Consider the following 21,784-nt stretch of genomic DNA (forward strand, 5'->3'; position numbering starts at 1 on the left):
CCCCCAAAAGTGACGTGACGCTCTGAAGCTTATTCCGTCCGCATCCAGCCTAAGCTGGATCGGCGTCTAACCCTTCCTCTGGGATCGTTCTAGGGGTAGACATTCCTTTCGGGGGAGAACCCGGATTTCCACAGGATATGGCTGCGCATCATTTCCTAAACAACAAAAAAGTCGCATCGTCTAATCCGCCTGCTGCGGCGGTTAGTCGATGCGACCGGAAGCCGGGACCGCAAAAAGCCCCGGTTTAGTTCGCATGAACTTGAGGAATTTCCTCTTCGAAAAATAAATCGTCCAGGGAGCTTAACGTCCCGTCTTCTTCCACTTGGTATACGGACATTTTCTCGCCGTTTACCGTCAGTTCAATAAAGCAACCCCAGCAGTAAAATTGATGGGAACCGATTTTGCCGATATCTTTGGAATTGCAATTTGGACAACGTAGCATATTGAATCACCCTATTCTTCAATTGGTATATAACTTTCTTCCAATGTATCGTTGCAATGAACGGGTACGATAATCGCGTCTTCGCCTACCGTTACGGTTTCCGGCAAAGGAAGCCATTTGCGCCCTTCTTTCAAGTCGGAGATGAAGCCTTCCGTCAATTCGTATCCTATTACCTTTTTGCCCTTATTCGGGTCCAAATAAACGTCGTCGACAATGCCTAATTGCTGTCCGTTGACCGTAAGGACCGGCATTCCTTTGAGCTTCCTGTCCCCATTGAGGAGCGAAGTGAAAGCTTCTCCCTCATCCTCCATCCGGCTGATGACTTCTTCATTGGCAATCGTAATGGCGTCGTCGCCTAGTGCGATGACGTCTTTCCACATAATGCAGCTTGGAGAGGCAAACCAGCTCTTCGTCTCCAACAGCACGGCTTCCAAATGCCAAGCGTCGCCAAGCAGCAAATCCTTGGCTATACCTACCTGCTTGCCGGTCTGTACGCAAAATACCGGCAGTCCGATCACGTCACGCGCTCTTTTCAATGGAGACGTCCTCCTGAAGCAGCAATCTTAATTAAACATTTGTTTACCGAATTGGCAAACGGGAGCCTCTTTGCCGCAGTAATGGCAAAGCTAGCTCACTTGTCGGACAATCCGCCGCGGCCCGGCGTTCTGTTTGAGAGAAACGCGCCAAGCCGCGGTTTCTTATTATGCATTACGCACGCGATCGACGATGGTTGCAATTTTCCGGGCGGCCGCTCCGATCTCCTCCAGCGTATTGCCGAGGCCGAAGCTGAAGCGGATCGCCGAGCGGGTAATCTCGTCTTCGAGCCGCATCGCCTTCAGCACATGCGATACTTCAAGAGAACCGGAAGTGCATGCGGAGCCGCTGGCGGCGGCGATGCCTTCCAAATCCAAATTCATCAGCATGGTCTCCGTCGAAACGCCGGGGAAGCTTATGTTCAGAATATGGGGCACCCGCTCTGCAGGATGTCCGTTGACTACGGCCTGCTCCTGCCCTAGCAAAGCTTGCAGGCGCGTCACCATCTCTATACGTAGTTTTTCCAAGTTTTGTTGCTTTTCATACATCTCTTCGCGCAAGATTTGCACCGCTTTGGCAAAACCGGCGATTCCGGCGACATTCTCTGTGCCCGGACGGCGCTTACGCTCCTGATTGCCGCCGTAAAACAGCGGCTGAAGCTTCATATGCTTCGCTATATAAAGCGCGCCGATCCCTTTGGGACCGTTAATTTTATGCGCGGAAAAGCTCATCAAATCGACGGGCAGGCTGCTCAGATCGATCGGCTGGGTTCCCAGCGCCTGCACGGCGTCCACATGGAAGGGAATGCCCTTCGCGCGCGCAATCGCGCCGATTTCCCGAATCGGTTGGAGCGTGCCTACTTCGTTATTGGCGAACATGACGCTGATCAGAATCGTGTCCGGTCGAATCGCTTCCTCCACATCGCGGACGTTGACGCGTCCGGTGCGGTCTACCGGCAAATAAGTGACTTCATAGCCTTGCAGCTCGAGCTGCTCGCAAGCGTGAAGCACCGCATGATGCTCCGATTGTGTCGTAATAATGTGGTTGCCGATGGATTTGCGGGCGGCAGCCGCGCCGAAAAGCGCCAAATTGTCGCTCTCCGTTCCCCCGCTCGTAAATATGATTTGGGAAGGCGCGCAGCCAATAAAGGAAGCGATCGTATCTCTCGAACGGTTAAGAACCGCACGCGCTTCTCTTCCTGCGCTATGTGTACTGGAGGCGTTCCCGAAAGATTGCGTAAAATGGGGCAGCATGGCCTCGACAACCTCCGGATGCACCGGAGTTGTCGCAGCATGATCGAAGTAAGTGAACATCATAAGCGTGTCTCCGCTGAATTATATGTAGAACATATAATTGTCGTTTATTCCTTCGTCTTTGTAGTTGATCAAATCGTATAACGTCGTAGAGTCGAGCACTTCAGCGATGCTGTCGCGGATGCGCACCCACAAATCGCGCTTCGCCGGATCGTCTTCCTCCGTGAAATCGACCGGGCTAATAGGACCTTCCAATACCCGGATCACATCGCCTGCGGAAATATCCTCCGCCGCCTTCGATAAAATATATCCTCCATAAGCGCCACGGATACTTTTCACCAAGCCTGCATTCCGTAGTGGAGCTACCAGCTGCTCCAAGTAATGCTCGGAGAGTTGATGCTTCTCGGCAATACTTTTTAAAGAGGTAGGCCCTTCTCCAAATCTGGTTGCAAGTTCCATCATGATAGTTAGTCCGTATCGGCCTTTGGTAGAAATCTTCAAATAAAGCACCTCATTTACATTTCATACATTTTGGTATCGATTATATGTTAACATAAAACCTTCTATTATGGGAGAAAAACCGTGACATATTGATGAAATATTTTATTATTCGAAGAAACCTATGTATAATACTAGCTAGACGACATTCTTCGACGCTGCGCATGGCATTAATCCGGATAAACCCGACTTGAATACATTCGTTAAATAGCGTACTCTAGTCTGACGGCGCCAAGAAGGCTGCCATCGCGGTTCGGTACTTCCCGGCCCAGGCGGATTGCCCGTACATTCTTTGCAGGCGCCGGCAAGTCGTACAAGCTATCAAGCTATAAAGTGAGGTAATCCCATGAACAAAAAAACACGCGTCGTCCTCGGCATGTCCGGCGGAGTCGATTCTTCCGTCTCGGCGCTCCTGCTCAAGGAACAGGGCTACGAGGTTATAGGCGTTTTCATGAAAAATTGGGACGACACCGACGAATTCGGCCATTGCACCGCAGAAGAAGATGCGGAAGACGTGCGCCGCGTTTGCGACCAGATCGGTATCCCCTATTATACGGTAAATTTTGAAAAACAATACATGGACAAGGTATTCCAGTACTTCCTGGACGAATACCGCAAGGGCAGGACGCCGAATCCCGACGTCATGTGCAACCGGGAAATCAAGTTCGGCGAATTTTTGCATAAAGCGCTTGAGCTCGGCGCAGATTACATCGCCACCGGCCATTACGCGCGCGTCGAGCAGAAGGACGGGCTGTACCGGCTGCTCCGCGGCGTCGACAACAACAAAGATCAGACGTACTTCCTGAACGCGCTGAACCAATACCAGCTGTCCAAAGCGATGTTCCCTATCGGGCATCTGCCCAAGCCCGAGGTCAGAGCGATCGCCGAGAAGGCGGGTCTCGCCACGGCCAAGAAGAAGGACAGCACCGGCGTCTGCTTCATCGGCGAGCGCAACTTCAAGGAGTTCCTGAGCGGTTATTTGCCCGCCAAGCCGGGCGATATGATGACTCTGGAAGGCGAAGTGAAGGGCCGTCACGACGGGCTGATGTATTACACCCTCGGCCAGCGGCAGGGGCTCGGCATCGGCGGATCGGGCAGCGGCGAGCCATGGTTCGTAGCCGGCAAAGATCTCGAGAAAAATATTCTCTACGTGGTGCAAGGCGAGAAACATCCGAGCCTGTATTCGCGCGGGCTTCGCGCGACCGATCTGAACTGGATCGGCGGACAGCTCCCTGCGGGGCCGATCCGTTGTACGGCCAAGTTCCGTTACCGCCAGCCCGACCAGGGAGTTACGGTCGCTTTCCGCGAGAACGGCCGCTGCGAAGTGACGTTTGAACAGCCGCAAAAGGCGATTACGCCGGGACAATCGGTCGTCTTCTACGACAAAGACGTGTGCCTTGGCGGCGGCATCATCGACAAGATGATTCCTTAAAGCGGCGGGCTCAGCAGCAGTCCAAACATCAAAAGCGGATTCCTGTGCATCCGGCCCCGAAGCTGTTATAGCGGGGCGGCGGAAGCGAGGAATCCGCTTTTTGCCGTTATATGCTAAATGATGAATTGCCGGGCTGCGCGCCATTTGGCTTTTGTTTGACGACGATTCTTGCAATGCGAAGCTGATCGGTTTCGGCGATGATGAAATCGGTCGTATCGTCGTACCGGATTCTTTGGTTCTTCTTCGGGGGCATTTCTACCTGCGAGTATACCCAGCCGCCGATCGTATCGTAATCGTCCGACTCGATCTCCAGGCCGAAATAACTGTTGACTTCTTCAATCAGCATCCGTCCGTCGATGGAATGCGTCAAATGGTCCTTTTTCTCGATGCGCGGCCGTTCTTCGTCAAACTCGTCTTGAATCTCTCCGACGATCTCCTCGATAATATCCTCGAACGTTACAAGCCCGGACGTCCCTCCGTACTCGTCGATCAAAAGCACCATTTGATTCCGCTTTTTTTGCATCAGTTTAAGCAGCGCGCTGATCTGCATCGATTCGGGCACCTTGGTGATGGGCCGGACGATCGATTTAATATGCTCCATGCCGGGATCGGATTTGAGCAAATCCTTAATGTGAATAAAGCCGATAATATTGTCTTTATCCGGATTGCATACCGGATAGCGCGTATGCATCTCGGTGACCGCAATCAAGCGGTTCTCCTCATAGGAGCGGTTGGCGTACAGACAGACCATCTCGGTTCGGGGAATCATAATCTCGCGGGCATTCGTCTCGGTAAAATCGAAGATATTGTCCACAAGCGCCAGTTCGGTGTTGTCGATGAGTCCGCTTTTGTTGCTCTCCTTCATGAGAACGCGGATTTCTTCCTCGGTATGCGCCGTATGATGCTCCTCCTCAGGCTCAATCCCCGCCTTGCGCAGCATCCAGTTCGACGTTCCGTTCAAAGTCCAGATCAATGGGTACATGAGTTTGTAAAAAACAATCAGGGGGCCGGCGGAAAGAAGCGTCACCTTCTCGGACATACGAATGGCGTATGTCTTCGGGAACTGTTCGCCGAGCGTAATGTGAAAGGCGGTAATTATCGTAAAGGCAATGATAAAGGAGATCGTGTGAATGACGGCGGAAGACAGCTGCAGCGGATGCAGCACAGGCTCAAGGAGCCTTGCAATGGCGGGCTCGCCGATCCAGCCCAGCGCCAAGGAAGCTAATGTAATGCCTAGCTGGCATGCGGATAAATAACCGTTCAGGTTGGCTACGACCGTTTGGGCGAACCTGGCCCTGCGGTTCCCTTCCTGCACCAGCGCGTCGATGCGGCTGCTGCGGACTTTGACCATGGCGAATTCGGCGGCTACGAAAAAACCGTTCATTAGCACCAAAAACAGCACGAGGGTAAAGTTCCAAATCGTCGGTAAAGGGTCGCTGTCCATCAATAAGTTCCCTATCCCCCTAGCCCGAGGTGAATAGGTACACCTCCCTTAGGTTTATATTGTAAATTATATAATATTAAGCTATACAGTCAAACTGCGTGCTATGCCCGAAAATAACGCATAAAACGAAAGAAAGCTTGAACAATTTGAGAAAAACGGCGTAAAAGGCAAAAATTCGCCCAAATTTGGCCTATTATAAGATACGGGCCTAACCGTTCCCCTCAGGCTCGGTTTAGAAAAAGGCCTGCACGACTTATCGCGCAGACCTCCGGTTTCTTCTCCGTTCCTGGTTTTGCCTGATTTTATCCTCCATCCCCTGCTGCGTCGCTTCATAGAAGCAATGCCCGTCCAGCGGCTTCGGCAAATATTGCTGCTCGACATAGTGGCCGGGATAATCATGCGGATATTGATAGCCCACATGCCCGAGCTTTTCCGCCCCTTTGTAATGGGCGTCGCGCAAATGCAGCGGCACCTCGGCCTCGCCGATCGCATCGAACGCGCCCGTCACTTTGGCGATCGCCGTCGGAATGGCGTTCGACTTGGGGCTCTCCACCGCGAACAGAATCGCCTGGGCGATGACGTACTTGGATTCGGGCCAGCCGATCTTATGATACGCGTCCATCGCCGAGACGGCCTGAACCATCGCTTGCGGATTGGCCAGGCCGATATCCTCGCTGGAGGCGACGATCAGCCGCCGCAGGAAGGTCATCGGGTCCATGCCGAGCTTCTCGACGGCATAGAGAAACCAGAACAGCGCGGCGTCGCTGGAGCCGCGCACGCTCTTGTGGAAGGCCGAGAGGACGTCGTACTGCGTCGACTCGTCGGCCTTCACGGTGCGCCGCCGAATCGATTCTTCGGCGACGGCCAGCGTTACGCGCACCACCCCGTCGGGATCGGGCGGGGTGGTCAGCGCGGCGAGCTCGAGCGCATTGAGCGCGCGGCGGATATCTCCGCCGGCCATGCGCGCGATATGCGCGAGCGCCTCCTCCGCGGCCTCGATGGGCAGCTGCCCGAGGCCGCGCTCTTCGTCGGCGAGCGCGCGGCGCAGCGCGGCGAGCGAGTGCTCGCGGGTCAGCGCGTGCAGCTCGAACAGCGTCGAGCGCGACAAGAGCGCCCCGTTCACATGGTGGAACGGATTCTCGGTCGTCGCGCCGATGAACGTAATAATCCCCTGCTCCACCGCAGGGAGCAGCGCATCCTGCCGCGAGGTGTTGAAACGGTGCACCTCGTCGAGAAACAGGATCGTCTTGCGGCCGTACAAGTCCTTGTTGTTCCTCGCCTGCTCGATCACATCGCGCACGTCCTTCACGGAGGCGTCGACGGCGTTCAGCTTCACGAACGCTCCCTGCGTCGCGCGGGAGATGATGTTGGCCAGCGTCGTCTTGCCTGTGCCAGGAGGGCCGTACAGCAGGATCGAGGTGACCTGATCCGCTTCGATCGCGCGGCGCAGCAGCTTGCCCGGTCCGACGATATGCTCTTGCCCTATATATTCGCCAAGCGTCAGCGGCCGCATCCGGTCCGCCAGCAGCTTGCCTTGTCCGTTTTCTTCAGCAGCCAGTGAGAACAAATCCATAATAAGATCACATTCCTTTATTCTAATCTACCCGGGCCGTCTGGATCTCGAGCCAGCGGGTAACAAACCGGTTCAAAAACCGATCTTCCGGCAAGTCATAACCACCGGCTTAGCCGGTGGCTTCCATCAGCCCTATAAGGGCATGGTACTAGCACGCGCCTAAGAAGGCGCACTGAAAGTCTGCCAACCGCGAGCGGTCCCGGGCTTGCCCCTCAAAGGGGCTCTTTTATTTGCCCTTTCCTACCGACTCACCCGTAAACGGGTCGAACAATTCTTTCATCGTGATTTGTTCGTAGTTCTTATCCTCTGTTAGTTGATTTCGAATGTATTCGGCTATCGCTTTCCTGTTTCGCCCTACCGTATCCACAAAATAGCCTCTGCACCAAAATTGCCGATTTCCGTATCGATACTTCAGGTTCGCAAATTTATCGAAGATCATCAGCGAACTTTTTCCCTTTAAGTACCCCATAAACTCCGATACACTCAGTTTCGGTGGAATACTCACCAACATATGGATGTGATCCGGGCACGCTTCCGCTTCGTGAATCTCCACCCCTTTGCGCTCACACAACTCCCGGATGATCTTTCCGATCTCTCTTTTTAATTTCCCATAGATGACTTGCCGTCTATATTTCGGTGCAAATACAATATGGTATTTGCAGTTCCAGCGGGTATGTGCTAGACTGCTCTTATCCATTCCCTTGTCCTCCTTGATTTGATGTTGCGGTTGGCAGACCGGCTATCATCTTATCATAAAGGTCAAGGGATTTTTACTCATAGCTATAAGCTTTCCTGAACCCCCAGTCGAACTGGGGGTTTTCTTAGACAAAAAAAGAACATGAGCCGGCCTAAGCCGCTCATGCTCTATTATAAAGGACCGCCGCGAAATTACAATCTTTGCGCCCTGCGCGAAAAACGCTCCGCGCTCCCGGCAAGAACGGTTCCGGCAACCGCAGCGGACGGTTGTGCCGATGTCGGGGCGGCGGATTACTTTTTCGCGTCGGCGATTTTCTTGGCCGTGTCCTCTTCCGTCGCCCGAAACACCGTGTTGTAGTCGCCGCTCATAATGATCTTCGGCACCGCCTTCGCATAAGGCGTCAGCAGCAAGCTGTCGTAACGGGATTTGGCCGGAATCGGAGCAAACCCGTTATAGAACGACGCGGCGAGATTTTTATCCTTGAACGCGCTCTCCTGACCGTACACTTTTTTGACGTTTTCGCTATTTAGGACCGGCATCAGGCCGATTTTGGACAGCTTCGTCTGCATCTCCTCGGTCGTCAAGTATTGGATTACCTTCATCGCCTGATCCTTCTGCTTCGACATTGAGGTTACCGCGAAATAAGTCGGATACGCCTGAGAGCCGACTTTAGGCAAGCTGTCGAACGTCGGAAGCGACACCATATCCCAGTTCATGCTCTTATATTCGTCCGGGAAGACGAAGATGATGGACGACAGCCAGGCAAACATCGCCAAGTTTTTCTCCTTCAGAAACTCATTGCGGTAAGGAATCGTATCCTTAAGCTCCTTCATATAATCGACGTAGCCCGGAGATTTGCTCGGCCCGACGAAGACGGTGTCGAAGAATTCCCTCCACTTTTCGTCCGTGAAAATCGTCGGCTTCTCCGTCGCCGGATCTACGAAAGGAATGGACAGCTGATTCATCGCCAGCATATGCGTCTGCGACGAGGATAAGCCGATATACGGCTTGCCGTCGACCCGAGTCAGCTGCTGAGCGAGCTGATTCGCCTCCGTCCAGGTCATGCCGTCCTTCGGATACGGCACCCCGAATTTATCGAACAAATCTTTATTGTAATACAGCACCATATTGTTGTTGAACACGGGGATACCGTACATTTTATCCGGTGCGATCAGCTTCACGGAATCCGCTACGGACGGCTCCATTTTGGATAAATCGAGCTGGTATTTTTTGGCCAAATCGGTCATATCGAACTCCAGCCCGTTGTCGAGCAATCCGGAAGCGAAACCGCCAATCGAATCCCAGTAAATATCGATCGTTTCCCCCGCGGTCAGCAGCTCTTTGATCCAGTAATTCGATTGCTTCTGTATGTATTTGATGTTGTAACCGGGGAATTTCTGCTGGAGCGCATTGCCGAATCTTTCGTTCCAGCTGTCCGGAGAATCCCCGCTGTTGGAATAGACGACAAGATCGGCGGTTTCCTTGTCATCGCTCGTTTTGATCGCCTGATCTGAGGAGGCGGCCTCCCCGCCTCCGCCGCCGCAGGCCGTCAGCATGGACAGCAGCATGGAGGCGGCGACAACCGCTGCCGCCGTTTTTTGATATTTCAACCTTCATTCCTCCTAACGCACACAATAAAATAACCCTACAAAGTGAGGCCTTGACTTCGAAGCTGCTTCAGGTACTTTGCGGGGGTCCCCAAAATTTATCAATTCCATACTGTTTAAAAAGCCCGGCAAGCGTAAAGCCTTCGCCGCCTGCTGGGCCGATTGCTTCGAATCCCTTACTCGTACACCGATACCTCGACGGGGCCGATCAAACCGGACGGAAGCTTTTTACGGTCGTACCGGTTGCTTAAATTGTTCGTCACGTCGATTCGCAGCTCATTCATTCCCTGTTTCGCCAAAGCTCCGATAGCAAACGTGTACGGATGCCACATCCGCACCCCTGCCCATTCGCCGTTCACCCATACTTCCGCCATTTCATGGGCTTCGCCCAGATCGAGGATCAGGCTATCCGCTTTTGCAGCTCCGCTTTCCAGGGAAACTGTATTCGTATAAGTGATCGTTCCGGCAAAATGCTCCGGCCCTTCGGTTTCGGCCCAATTGCCGAGACTCAGACGACCGATGGCGGACTCGGCGGCAGCCGCTTCCGCGCTCTCGGTCTGAGGCGTAACAGTTCCGACGGCCTGGCGGCCGGCCGAAACGTTCCACGGCCCGTCGATGGAAACGCTGCTCTGCCGAATCCGGCGGCGGCTTCCTGCAGACAACTCGGCAGATCGCGACGGATCGATACGATACACGAGAGCCTGCCTTCGCTCCAGCGCAACGGACAGCGTCATGCCGCCGGCAGCAGCGGCGACTGAACCGGCCTCCGCCGAAACCGGAGCCAGGTCGATCCTGCCCTCCCAGGGGTCCCACAGCTCCGCCCTGCCTTCGGTCCGGATGGTCAGAGCGCCTTCATACGGCCGCTCCCCTTCGTTCACCAGCACGTAAAAATGGTTCCCGTCCTTGATCACATGGCTTGCCCGAATATCCGGGCGGGAAGGCTCCAGCTTAAGATCTCCAGGCTCCAGCCTCTCCAGCTCGGCGGCAATGCCGGACGGATCGTCCAATCGGATCGTAGACGGTACGGTCTGTGCCCCTTCGTGAGCCTGAATCGCAATGACTTGGCCGCCTTGGTCGATGAATCCCCGCAGCACCCGCTTCGTCTCTTCTTCCCACAAGCCGTCATCCTCGACGATCACGACGGAATACGTTTGCCCGGCGATGTTTATGCGTCCATGCTCAATGCCGCAGACCGCTGCCAGCAGGCTTTCCTCCAAATAATTGAACTCCCGCTGGTTTTCGAATAGCGGCTTCACGCTTCGCCACGGCAGCCAGTCCTCGCGGCCCAGCACGGCAATCGGCGTTACATTGACGCTGTCCGTCATCAGCCAGCTCATCCGCTTCATATAATCGGCGAACCGGCGGTAATGCGGCCACCAGATGTTGTTGGGCCCGACGTCCGGCGGGCGCTCGTTCAATCGGCGCGGCCCGTCGATGGAGTAATAGAAGGCATGCGGGCATAACAGATTGACGCCGCGGACGAGCAGCCAGTCCATATACCATTTCATATCGCCTGCGCTCAGCGCCCAGCTGGCGTCCAAGCCGCAGACGCCGAGAAACTCGTTCAAATTTCTTCGTCTTCCCCTATGCCGGGCCGCATCCGACGAGCATTTGGCCATCGTCGTATGCTTGCCCTCCACCGCCTTGCCGTCCTCCGGCGCAACCCAGCGCCATACGACGTCTTGGCCGGGAATGTGGAAATGCTCCAGCAGACCGATCTCGTCGCTGGCCGCCGGGTGGCCGGTAAGCGCTATGCCGTGGCATCCGCACCATTCGGCGAGCGGTTTGTAATACGATTCGATCATGCGCTTGTTGACGGCTTTGCTGTATCGTCTGCGGATAAGGTCCGCCCGGTCGCCCTCCAGCCACAGCAGCGGCAGATCGGTCACTTCGCAGCCTTCGCGGATAAAATAATCCAGAAAGCCGCCCGTCCACGCCTTAAGCCCCTTCGTATGTCTGCGGCCCATAATATCCGGCTCGTCTGTGAACATCGCCCGGACGGCCGTTCCGAAATACGGGCTTAACACCTCGTAATACCGGTCATGCGTGAGCCGGATAAACTTCTCGACGGCGAGCGGGTTCAGCAAATCGGCGGAAGCCGGAGCGTTCGGCTCGCCGTCGTCTTCGCCGAAGTGAATGCCGCGAATCGTCCCGCGGGAGAACGTCTCGATAAACAATAAGATCGTCCAATCGTCGTTATCGCCGCCGGCAGCCCGGAACGCAACGATTCCGTCGCTGGGCTCCAGCACGGCCGAATCACCCGGCTCGATGCCGGCTCCCTTCTTCCTGACCGCTTGCGCGGAGATCAGGACATCCCTGTCGCCGAGCACCTCCGCCAGCCGAACCGGCTCGGAGGCGCTCAGCTCCGTCATCTTGAGCCCCCGGCTCGCCAGCTCGGGGTTATCCTGCACGACAAGCCCTTTGGCCGCTCCGGAAGGATACATCGCTTCATCGTACAAAATAACGGTCATTCCGCGCCGCTCCGCCTCCTGAACGGCGGCCTTGACCAGCCCCATATAGGTGTCCGACAAGTATGGAATGCTCTCGGGAATTCCGATTCTCGGATGGATGACGAAGCCCATCACGCCTTTGTCCGCGAAATCGGCGATCTGTCTTACGATTTCGCTTTCTGTCAGCTCGTCGTTCCAGAACCAGAACGGAATCGGAGTGAACTCGTCGGAGGGATGAAGAAACTGCTGCTCCAATGATGTATCCGTATTCGTTGTCATAGCCAAGCGCCCCCCTAGCTTTACTGTGTGATGCGCAATCCGTCTTCGGCCCATGTGACTGCCGGAGGATGAATATAATCCTGATATTTATCCGCTACCTTGCTTGCTGCGGTATCGCCCGCGTGGAAATATATCCGGTGCTTATAGCGGATCGACTGCCCTTTCTGCAGCAGCTTGCCCCCGAGAAAATACAGATTGTTGGCGGCGAGAAGCCCGTAATCCCGGACATGCCAATAAGTCGGAAAATCGGCGTTATCCGGATGGTCGAAGGCGGCGATGCCGAGCGTATGTCCGCCCACCTCGCCGTGATAGTCGCACCATACGGCCCGCTGGCCCCAGCATTCCTTCTCTCCGACGGAGCCGTAGGAATTACGGATCACGCCCCCGTTCTCCGCTTTCATCGATTCGGCCACCCGAATGCCGAGCGGTCCCGCTTCTTTGGTCGCTCCGAGCTCGACGCGGCCGTTAGCCGTCAGGACGAAGTCGAGGTCGATGAACCTGCCTTCGCCCGGGGTATTGTAGAACGTCATCGTGCGCGTCTCGCTCAGCTGCGGCTTGCCTCCGTAGGAACACCAGTTTTGAGTGGACGTCAGTCTGGCAAAGACCGAGCCTGCGGCTTTTTCACCGAAGCTTGTTACTATTTGTTTGCCGTGCCGTTCCTTCGGCTCATTCCACATATCGATATCGTTCACGTCCCCGATAGCAAGCCAGAGCGAACGATGATGCGGATGCTCCCGGGTTTCGAAATCCAATCTCGTATAGCTTTCGCCGTACGGGCCCATGATCGGACCGAGGTAAGGCTTCGCGACCGCAGGATCGAATACGTAAGACGTGAATAATTGCCCTTCGATGACGATGTCGACGGCATGCTCTTTTTCGATCAGACGGATGCCTTGAGCGGACGAAGCGGAAGCGGAGCCCGGCGTCGTTCCTTCCTCTCGGCGCCGCAAAATATAGTTGCGGCTCTCGCCGGCATCAAGCCGATCGACGATCCAGTGCAGCGCCACCTCTTCTCCTAGCGCTTCCCATTGACATGCAACCGGGTTTCCGGAAGCGTCCGCAAGCTCTAGGCCGCCGGCTTCTGCATCCTTGAGCAGCGGCGTATCCGCCGGGAAGCGGACCGATACGGGACAAAACTCGCGATGGTGGCTTCCCGCCGATACTTGTAACGTTATAGTTGACATGCTATTCCCCTCTTTCATAGGCTTGTTCCAAGAGCGATCTGATATAGCCGAGCGACGGGCTCCATTGATGCGACGGGTTTTCCGTCATGCATTCGGCGGATATGCGGCCCTTGTAACCGCTCTTTTGCAGCGCTTCGAGCAAACCCGGAATATCGACTCCGTCCGGAATGCTCTCCCTCGGAAAGCTGCGGTCATACTCCGCATAATGCACATGGGCGAGCCGATTGCCCGCCGCAGCGCGATGAAGGATGTCCGGAGACTCCTGCTCAAGATGCATATGGTATGCGTCCGCGAGTACTTTAATATGGCGCAGCTGCAGCTCTTCGGCCAAATCCAGCGCCTGCTCGACCCGGTTGATGATGTTGCTTTCGCCGCGGTTCAGCGGCTCGATGGCGACGGCAACCTCATATTTGTCCGCATAGAAGTCGCACATGGCAAGAAACTGCTTGATCTGCTCCAGCCCCTGCTCCACCGGATATCCTTCGGGAACGGTTCGGGCCGCGCCGCTGCCGAAAATGATCATTTCCCCGCCAAGCGCCCGAACCCGTTTCATCGCCAAATCCACATAGCTTTCCACCGCCTCGCGGTGAACCTCCGGTCCCGTCAGCTTCAAGGAAGCCGGAATAAAGCTGTTGCATACCGGAATCGTAATTCCGGCTTCGCGCATCTTGACCGCCAGACGATCGAATTCCTCCTCGGACAGCTGAATGAGCGAGCCTACCGTCAGCTCCGCGTAATCGTATCCGGCTTCGAGCAGGCCGGAAATGTCCTGAAACAGTCTCTCTTCCAAGCGATCCGAGGAAGCGGACGTCCCGCCGCTCTGCGGCATGAAGGAGCCGGCCGTCAGGCAGCAGCCGACTTGGAGCGGACGGCTCGGCCCGCGATTCGTCTTCCCGCTCATCGCCCGCTCCCCTCCGGCGTATAAGGCAGAAATACTTCTTGGCCGGTTCTCGCCGACTCGTACAGCGCCTGCACGATTTCCACCGAAGCTCTGCCCTCCCTGCCTTCAATCATCGGCGGCCGATGATGGATCACTGCCTCGATCATATCCTGCACCTGACCGGCGTGCCCCGTCTTCGGCTGGCCGCCTCCCGCTTGCGGCGAAGACGGAGCGGACTTGGCTCCGCTGCCGTATGCGGCAATAATGCGGGCTTCCTCCGAAAATTGCTCGTCGTCATCAGCCATTTTAAACAGTTCGATCCTGTTGTTTTTAGCGTAAATCGAACCGCGGGAGCCATGAATTTGCGCGGACACTTCCAATCCCGGATAAGCGCATGTCGTTCCGATCAAGGTGCCGATCGCCCCGCTTTCGAACGTCACTACGGCGACGGCCGTATCTTCCGTTTCGATAGGATGATTGTAAGTGCCCGCTTTGGCGAAAATGCTCCGCACCGGCCCCATGAACCACTGCATCAAATCGACGGTGTGGATCGTCTGGTTCATGATCGCGCCGCCGCCGTCCATTTCCCAGGTGCCTCGCCATCCGCCGTTTTTGGCATAATAGTTGTCGTCCCTGTACCATTTGAGGTGAAAATTGCAGGTGATCGGCTTCCCCATCCTCCCGCTGTCAAGCGTATCCTTGATGAACCGGTTCGCAGGCGCGAGCCGGTTCTGGAAGACGCAGCCGAGGTAGAGTCCTTCCTCTTCCGCGGTCCGGTTCATCTCGTCGATTCGGTCGAGACGAATTTCCAGAGGCTTCTCCGTCAACACATGTTTGCCTGCGCGCAGCGCCTGTACCGTGTGATCGCGATGCCAGCCGCTCGGGGTGCATATGCTCACCGCCTTGATATCGTCGCGCTTCAGCAGCTCCTCATAGCTCGTATAACGATTTGCCGGATCAATGCCGTATTCGTCGCCAAGCTTGTTCAGCACGGCTTCGTTCATATCGCAGATCGCGACGAATGCGCATCCTTCCGCTTTGACGGCGCTGGCGAGATGGCTCTTGCCGACCCCTAGCCCGAAGACGGCGTATCCGATTCCATTCGATGTCATGGCCGATAGTTCCTCCTATATCGTTCGCTTAGTTTCATTCCCGTTGATGAACCCTTTTATAAATCAGGCGTTTTTCCGCCCGCTTTGAACAGCTTCGTCACGGCCAGCCGCAGCGCCAGCGGAATCGTCACGAACCCTATGATCAAAGTGCCGCCGAAGCCCGCCTGACCGTAGACCGAAGTAAACCACAGCCCCGCCGCAATCCACAATACCAGCAAAATTAACAGCAGACCGCATAGAATCAGCAAGTTTTTGATCATCGACCGTTTCTCCCTATTTTCCTGCAGCGGCTTCCATTGCCGGGCCGGCTTCCTACACGGCTTCCTACATCCAGGCGTTCAGCCCTTCCCAGCGGACCGTCCATGAGCCGTCGTCCGGGAAACCGGGAGCATGCCGCTCGGGACCGCCCTGCCAGCCGCAAGCCATCATCGCCACAGCGGTAAGCAGTCCGCCGTTCCCCGGCAAGTAGGCGTATAACCCCGGACGCTGGTAGTTATGTCCGTTAGGGAGATAGGTATTTTTGGTCACATCCTTGAGCAGCAGATCGACCGCCCAATGACCTTCTCCCAGTCTGGCCGCCGTCATGGCCGCCATCGGGTAATCCCAGCCCCATGTGTCGTCCCAGCGCCAGCTGTCCATAACGCGCTGAAGCGTTCTGCGCATCGCTTCGGGATCGACTTTCTTGCCGGGGAGCATGCCGAGCGCGCCCAGCATGGAAGGATGATCGATATTGGCTTTCGTGTACGTATCCGGGCAATTCTCATGAGCGAGATAAATTCCGTCTTCTTGCGGAAGCTCGGATAACCGGGAGCACACGTCCTGCCACTTGTCGCTGACCGGAAGCCCCAGCCTGCGGGCCCATTCCATCCCGATCTCCAGCCCGTGGCGCCAATATTCCAGCTCATATGTAGGGTTCCAAGTATGCTCGGCCTTATGGTTCTCCTGAGCCGGAATGACCGGCGGTCCTAACACATAGCGCTGCCCCGCATCGTCCCACGCCGCGAAGGAGGCCATAAATTCCGCCGATTCCAGCACGATGTCTCCGTAGCGGATCAGCGTTTCCCGTGTCGGCTCCGCCAGGTAGCATAGCTCCGCCAGCACAATCGGATGCGGCTGCTGCCAAATGAGCAGAGGGGCGATGACCGACGGACTCTGAGCTCCGTCCGATGCGACCATCTTAGGCCAACGCGCGCCGGAATAACCTTGAGAGCGGGCAATCTCCCGAGCCGAAGGAAGAATGTCTCTGTACCAGTCCATACTTCGCTTCAACAGTTCCGTCCTTCCCCATAATGGAAAATGAAACGCATGCCACCAGTGCATCTCCAGATGCAGCTTGCCGAACCAGCTGTTGTACAACAATCCGGTTTCCTGAGGCGGAACCGTTCCCGCGCTGTGGATGGCCGTATTGAATTGAGACAGCACAATGCGCCGTTCCAGCTCGATCGCCCTCGGGTCCGCGCTGTCCGCCAGCTCAACCGCTCCGCCCTTGGACCAGAAGCGTTCCCAGTGGGCGCGGCTCGCTTCGGCCATTTGCTGCACGGTTGGAAGCGTTATCACGTCGTCTAATAATGAAAAGCCTGCCGTCATTTCCAATTTTCCGTTGATGCCGCGGTTTGATAATATAAATTCATGGGCTGCCGTTTGCTTGAGCTCGCCTTGCGACCACTCCAGTTCCACCCGGTAGCCGTCTTCGTCCATGAAACGCTCTATGGCGGCCGTTCTTTCTCGCTTCGGTATGTATCGCGTAGTATGGGAATCCGGCTCTCCCCAATGAAGCCCGATCGTTTGATCCCAGCTTCTGGAAGTCATGCCCGGCGCAGGAAAAGCGATATGAACCGCGAGACGTCCCTGCGTCAGCAGCTCGCTCTCCACTGCGATGCCGAACTGTTCCGCATCCGGATGGCAGCAGGTCACAACGGTCACCGGCACACCCTCTACGTTGAAGCGGCTGGTCAATATTCCGCTCCACAGATCGAGCTGCTGCTCGATGCCCGTAATTTGGCCGGGCTGCACCTCGCCGCCCGTCTCCGACGCAAATCTGAATCCGAATTGGCCCAGCTGCAGACGGTGCGGATTTTGCCGAAGCCAGTGGTAAGCCTCTTCCTTGTCATCCGGGCGAACGGGATACCCGCCGAGCTTCTTCTCCTCGTCCCGGTACTGCATGCGCACGTCGCTCAGCCGCCAAACGTTCCGGCCGCCGGAGCTGTGCCATGCCCATTGCGTCTGGGTTCCAAGAGGAATCGTATACTGCTCGGGATAAGTTTGAAGGCCTGTGAAGTCGGCTGTAAAGGCAAATTCCCCATTCCCGACTGATAGCGGCGATAAAGGATTAATCTCTCTGATCACCGGATTATGTCTGGTCACTAACGCTTTACGATGAATGCTCAAGTAGGCGCCTCCTTATGCTTAATTATAAATTATTATACCAATCTGATGACCTGACATATGGGGGAGATACACGAAATTTATAGGGCTTCCACCTCATTTTGACTAACCTCACCTATAAAATAAGTGTAGATATAGGTTGATAACCGCATAGGCCTCCGCTTATAATGAGAACAAACTGAGATCCAGCGCCATCCAATTTTTCAACCGAGCAAAAAAGGAAACGCTCTCATGACTGCCGCTGCGAGTTGCGTTCTCTATAGTAGCTCCGGTCTTCTTTCACATTTCGCACATTTACCGGAGGTGGGACGTTCATGCAAACTTTGGCTTCCGAAGTGTTCAATTCAGAGAAACGGTTTCGTCCGGGGATGAATATTTTCGTCAACCGCGCCTATGAGGCGTTTAGCATTCCCCAGCATACGCACGACGCTATCGAGATCAGCTATGTGACCGAGGGGGTCGGTTACCAGTTTATTAACGATACCGTGGTGCCCGTCAAACGGGGCGACATTTATTTGCTCCCCGTCGGCACCTCGCATGTATACCGTCCGCCGTCCCCGGACAAAGTTCGCAGCTTTGCCATCATCAACTGCGTCTTCCGTCCGGAAGCTTTGAACGCGGCTGCGAATTTTCCGCCGCCCGGCTCCGCTTTGCACGATGCTTTGCACCAGCCTTCGCGCCTACAGCAGCCATGGTTGTATCATTACGACAAGGAAAGCAAGTATACCGAGCTGTTCCATACTATGTTGTCGGAATACCGGCTGCGGCTGCCCGGCTACGAGGTAATCGTTCAGTCGCTGCTCACCCAAACGATGGCAATGCTTCATCGGGATACGACCATTTCGCTGCTTCCGGAGAAAATGAATTGCAAAGTCCAGGAAGCGCTTCATTTCATTAAGCGCCACTTTCATGAGGATATCAATTTAAAGCAGGTTGCCGAGCACGCCTTTCTAAGCGTAAGCCATCTTCAGCGTCTCTTTAAGCAAAACACGGGAACTTCGTTCACCTGCTATGTGCAAAATTTACGTATTCAAAAATGCTGCGCCCTGCTCAAATCAACGACGATGACCGTGCAGCAAACCGCCGGGGCCGTAGGCTATCAGGACATGAAGTTTTTCCATACGCTATTCCGCCAAAAAACCGGCATGACCCCGCAGGAATACCGGAAGTATGACGATCCGGCCGCCGTTCGCTGTGACGGAAGCTTATTACATATGGATGAGGACGAAATCGGCATCTCTGAAAAATAGCATATGAACGAACGCAAAAATAAAACAAGCATGGCCTGCTTAAGAAACGGTTCTTAAGCGGCCATGCTTGTTTGCTTGTTATTGCGGCTTATCCTTCGCCTTGGCGAGCAAATCCTGCACGACTGTGCCGACGGCGATAAGGCCGGCAACCGGCGGCACGAACGCGTTGCTGGCCGGAGGCTGCTGCGCCTTGCGGATTTCGGGCGCATTGTCCGGTACGATCCGCTGCGTTACGTCTTGGCGCGGCTTGATCGGCTCTTCGGTCGAAAAGACGACCTTGACGCCCTTCTTAATCCCGTCTTTGCGCAGCTTCTGACGAATCACTCTCGCCAGCGGGTCCATCGACGTTTTGGAAATGTCCGCCACTTGAAACTTTGACGGGTCCATTTTGTTGGCGGCGCCCATGCTGGAAATGATCGGGATGTTCCTTTGCAGGCACTGCTTGATCAGATGAATTTTGTAGCTGATCGTATCGGAAGCGTCGATGACATAATCGAGCGGATATTCGAACAGCTTCTCATACGTCTCTTCGGTGTAGAACATGCGCAGCGCGATCGCGTCGCACTCCGGATTGATTTGCAAAATGCGGTCGCGCATCAAATCCGCTTTCGGCTGACCCACGGTCGATAACAGCGCATGAATTTGGCGGTTGACGTTCGTAATGTCGACGACGTCCTTATCGATGAGGACGATGCGGCCGACTCCCGTTCGAGCCAGCGCCTCGGCCGCCATCGAGCCTACGCCGCCGATCCCCAGCACGGCTATCGTGCTGTTGCGCATAACCTCCAGGCCTTCCGGTCCGATAGCAAGCTCCGTTCTAGAAAACTGGTGCAGCATCCGGCTGCCCTCCTTATGAATCAGGTGGTGGGAAGATTTGTCTCGGTTTGCGAGTCGATAACGGCAAATCGGAGCTTCAGGAACCGGATTGCTCCGGCCCCTTTCGCCCGCCGCCAGGCAGACCGGCTTACTTGGAAGCAGGCTGCTTCAAGGCCAAGCGGATGGACAACTGCTCCAGCTGCTTGTCGTCCACCGTGCCCGGCGCGTCTGTCAGCAAGCAAGTTGCGCTGGCCGTTTTCGGGAAAGCGATCGTCTCGCGCAGGTTGGTGCGGCCGGCGATCAGCATGACCAGACGGTCGAAGCCGAAGGCGATGCCGCCGTGCGGAGGCGTGCCGTATTCGAAAGCTTCCAGCAGGAAGCCGAATTTCTCCTGCGCTTCTTCCTTGGAGAAGCCGAGCGATTGGAACATCAGCTCCTGCACTTCGCGTTTGTAAATCCGCATCGAGCCGCCGCCCACTTCGTACCCGTTCAGAACAAGGTCGTAAGCTTGCGCGCGAATTTGGCCCGGATCGGTATGGAAAAACTCGACGTCTTCTTCTTTCGGGCGGGTGAACGGATGATGCTCGGCTACATAGCGCTTCGCTTCATCGTCGTAGCTGAGCAGCGGGAAGTCTACGACCCAGGCGAATTTGAACTTGCTCTCGTCGATCAAGCCGAGCTCGCGGCCGATCTTCAGACGAAGGTTGCCCAGCACGTCGGCAACGACCTTCTTCGTGTCCGCGGAGAAGAGCAGCAAATCCCCTTCCTCCGCACCCAGACGTTCCTTGAGCGCTGCAAGCTCCTGCTCGGAGAAGAACTTGACGATCGGTCCTTTCATCTCTCCGTCCTTCAGCACGACCCACGCCAAGCCTTTGGCGCCGTAGCGCGCCGCGAAGGTTCCCAGATCGTCGATTTCCTTGCGGCTCCAGCTTCCGCAGCCTTTGGCGTTCAGCGCTTTAACTTGACCGCCCTTCTCGACGACGGAAGCGAATACTTTCACTCCGGACGAAGAGACGATGTCGGACACGTCCTGCAGCTCCAGACCGAAGCGCAAATCCGGCTTGTCGGAGCCGTACTTGCCCATGGCGTCCGCATAGCTGATGCGTTGGAACGGACGCTCGATCTCGACGTCGGCCGTTTGCTTCATCAGACGAACGACCAGCTCTTCCATCATCTCAAGCAGCTGGTCTTGGGACAGGAACGAAGTCTCGATGTCCACCTGCGTAAATTCCGGTTGGCGGTCCGCTCTCAAGTCTTCGTCGCGGAAGCAGCGGGCGATTTGATAGTAGCGCTCCAAGCCGCTGACCATCAGCAATTGCTTGAAAATTTGCGGCGATTGCGGCAGCGCGAAAAATTCGCCCGGGTGCACGCGGCTCGGCACCAAATAATCGCGCGCGCCTTCCGGCGTGCTCTTGGTCAAGATCGGCGTCTCCACTTCCAGGAAGCCGTTCTCGTCGAGGAAATCGCGGAATACCTTAGCCGCTTTGGAGCGAAGCATCAGCGTGCGCTGCATTTCCGGACGGCGCAAATCGAGGTAACGGTATTTCAAGCGCAAGGACTCGTCGATTTCGATGCCGTCTTCGATAAAGAACGGCGGGTTTTTGGCCGGGTTCATAATTTCGATGTCCGTCACGCGGATTTCGATTTCGCCGGTCGCCAGGTTAGGATTGATCGTTTCCGAGTCGCGTTCTACGACTTTCCCGGTTACCGCAAGCACGAATTCGTTGCGCGCGCGGTCGGCAATGCTCAGCGCTTCGCCGGAGAAATCCGGGTTGAAAACGATTTGCACGATCCCGCTGCGGTCGCGCAGGTCAATGAACAATACGCCGCCGAGGTCGCGTCTGCGCTGCACCCAGCCGTTCAAAATGACCGTTTCTCCAATGTTCGCTTTCGTTAAAGCTCCGCAATGATGCGTTTTTAACATCATGATTCATCTACCTCCATAGGG

At 55.6% G+C, this 21,784-nt stretch carries 18 protein-coding genes; 2 read left to right on the forward strand and 16 right to left on the reverse strand.

The window, feature by feature from the left end; translation table 11 throughout:
- Positions 1-244: 244 nt before the first annotated feature.
- The 4 genes from SK3146_RS08510 to cymR all read right to left on the reverse strand — a co-directional run bounded on the left by SK3146_RS08510 (position 245) and on the right by cymR (position 2,730).
- Positions 245-442: a hypothetical protein gene (locus SK3146_RS08510; RefSeq protein WP_218093074.1), complete on the reverse strand. Its 198-nt coding sequence runs from the start codon at positions 440-442 to the stop codon at positions 245-247.
- A gap of 11 nt (positions 443-453) precedes the next feature.
- Positions 454-978, reverse strand: a complete 525-nt coding sequence (locus SK3146_RS08515) for a PRC-barrel domain-containing protein (protein ID WP_249864673.1) — start codon at positions 976-978, stop codon at positions 454-456.
- Positions 979-1,143: 165 nt separating this feature from the next.
- A complete protein-coding gene (locus SK3146_RS08520; protein WP_249864674.1) occupies positions 1,144-2,292 on the reverse strand; it encodes a cysteine desulfurase family protein in 1,149 nt (382 codons plus the stop codon).
- An 18-nt stretch (positions 2,293-2,310) separates the two neighbouring features.
- Positions 2,311-2,730 carry a cysteine metabolism transcriptional regulator CymR gene (cymR, locus tag SK3146_RS08525; protein ID WP_249864675.1) on the reverse strand — a complete coding sequence of 140 codons (420 nt, stop codon included), beginning with the start codon at positions 2,728-2,730 and terminating at the stop codon, positions 2,311-2,313.
- Between the two features lie 343 nt (positions 2,731-3,073).
- Here cymR and mnmA point away from each other — a divergent pair, with 343 nt between their 5' ends.
- A complete protein-coding gene (gene mnmA, locus SK3146_RS08530) occupies positions 3,074-4,159 on the forward strand; it encodes a tRNA 2-thiouridine(34) synthase MnmA (protein ID WP_249864676.1) in 1,086 nt (361 codons plus the stop codon).
- A 106-nt stretch (positions 4,160-4,265) separates the two neighbouring features.
- Here mnmA and SK3146_RS08535 read toward each other — a convergent pair whose 3' ends face one another.
- From SK3146_RS08535 to SK3146_RS08580, 10 genes are all read right to left on the reverse strand, one after another.
- Positions 4,266-5,603 carry a hemolysin family protein gene (locus SK3146_RS08535; protein WP_249866232.1) on the reverse strand — a complete coding sequence of 446 codons (1,338 nt, stop codon included), beginning with the start codon at positions 5,601-5,603 and terminating at the stop codon, positions 4,266-4,268.
- 253 nt (positions 5,604-5,856) lie between these two features.
- A complete protein-coding gene (locus SK3146_RS08540; protein ID WP_249864677.1) occupies positions 5,857-7,176 on the reverse strand; it encodes a replication-associated recombination protein A in 1,320 nt (439 codons plus the stop codon).
- 226 nt (positions 7,177-7,402) lie between these two features.
- Positions 7,403-7,873, reverse strand: a complete 471-nt coding sequence (tnpA, locus tag SK3146_RS08545) for an IS200/IS605 family transposase (protein ID WP_249860177.1) — start codon at positions 7,871-7,873, stop codon at positions 7,403-7,405.
- Positions 7,874-8,163: 290 nt separating this feature from the next.
- Positions 8,164-9,483: an ABC transporter substrate-binding protein gene (locus tag SK3146_RS08550; protein WP_249864678.1), complete on the reverse strand. Its 1,320-nt coding sequence runs from the start codon at positions 9,481-9,483 to the stop codon at positions 8,164-8,166.
- Positions 9,484-9,656: 173 nt separating this feature from the next.
- On the reverse strand, positions 9,657-12,209 hold the full coding sequence (locus tag SK3146_RS08555; protein WP_249864679.1) for a glycosylhydrolase-like jelly roll fold domain-containing protein: 2,553 nt from the start codon (positions 12,207-12,209) through the stop codon (positions 9,657-9,659).
- A gap of 20 nt (positions 12,210-12,229) precedes the next feature.
- Positions 12,230-13,393 (reverse strand): DUF6807 domain-containing protein, encoded by a 1,164-nt coding sequence (locus SK3146_RS08560; protein ID WP_249864680.1) that lies wholly within the window; start codon positions 13,391-13,393, stop codon positions 12,230-12,232.
- A gap of 1 nt (position 13,394) precedes the next feature.
- The gene (locus tag SK3146_RS08565; protein WP_249864681.1) at positions 13,395-14,294 is read right to left on the reverse strand and encodes a sugar phosphate isomerase/epimerase family protein; all 900 of its coding nucleotides are present in this window, start codon (positions 14,292-14,294) and stop codon (positions 13,395-13,397) included.
- Positions 14,291-15,385 (reverse strand): Gfo/Idh/MocA family protein, encoded by a 1,095-nt coding sequence (locus SK3146_RS08570; RefSeq protein ID WP_249864682.1) that lies wholly within the window; start codon positions 15,383-15,385, stop codon positions 14,291-14,293. The genes SK3146_RS08565 and SK3146_RS08570 overlap by 4 nt, the downstream gene beginning before the upstream one ends.
- 56 nt (positions 15,386-15,441) lie before the next feature.
- Positions 15,442-15,645 (reverse strand): hypothetical protein, encoded by a 204-nt coding sequence (locus tag SK3146_RS08575; protein WP_249864683.1) that lies wholly within the window; start codon positions 15,643-15,645, stop codon positions 15,442-15,444.
- 64 nt (positions 15,646-15,709) lie between these two features.
- Positions 15,710-17,773 (reverse strand): glycoside hydrolase family 65, encoded by a 2,064-nt coding sequence (locus tag SK3146_RS08580; RefSeq protein WP_249864684.1) that lies wholly within the window; start codon positions 17,771-17,773, stop codon positions 15,710-15,712.
- Between the two features lie 311 nt (positions 17,774-18,084).
- Between SK3146_RS08580 and SK3146_RS08585 the strand changes: the two genes are divergently transcribed.
- The gene (locus tag SK3146_RS08585) at positions 18,085-19,020 is read left to right on the forward strand and encodes a helix-turn-helix domain-containing protein (protein WP_249864685.1); all 936 of its coding nucleotides are present in this window, start codon (positions 18,085-18,087) and stop codon (positions 19,018-19,020) included.
- 78 nt (positions 19,021-19,098) lie between these two features.
- On the opposite strand, the gene SK3146_RS08590 is transcribed toward SK3146_RS08585, so the two are convergent.
- Together SK3146_RS08590 and aspS are read right to left on the reverse strand one after the other, a co-directional pair.
- Positions 19,099-19,857, reverse strand: coding sequence for a tRNA threonylcarbamoyladenosine dehydratase (locus SK3146_RS08590; protein ID WP_249864686.1), 759 nt, complete (start codon positions 19,855-19,857; stop codon positions 19,099-19,101).
- Positions 19,858-19,984: 127 nt separating this feature from the next.
- Positions 19,985-21,760 carry an aspartate--tRNA ligase gene (aspS, locus tag SK3146_RS08595; protein ID WP_249866233.1) on the reverse strand — a complete coding sequence of 592 codons (1,776 nt, stop codon included), beginning with the start codon at positions 21,758-21,760 and terminating at the stop codon, positions 19,985-19,987.
- Positions 21,761-21,784 lie beyond the last annotated feature (24 nt).

Source organism: Paenibacillus konkukensis (assembly GCF_023523925.1).
GTDB classification, from domain to species: domain Bacteria; phylum Bacillota; class Bacilli; order Paenibacillales; family NBRC-103111; genus Paenibacillus_S; species Paenibacillus_S doosanensis.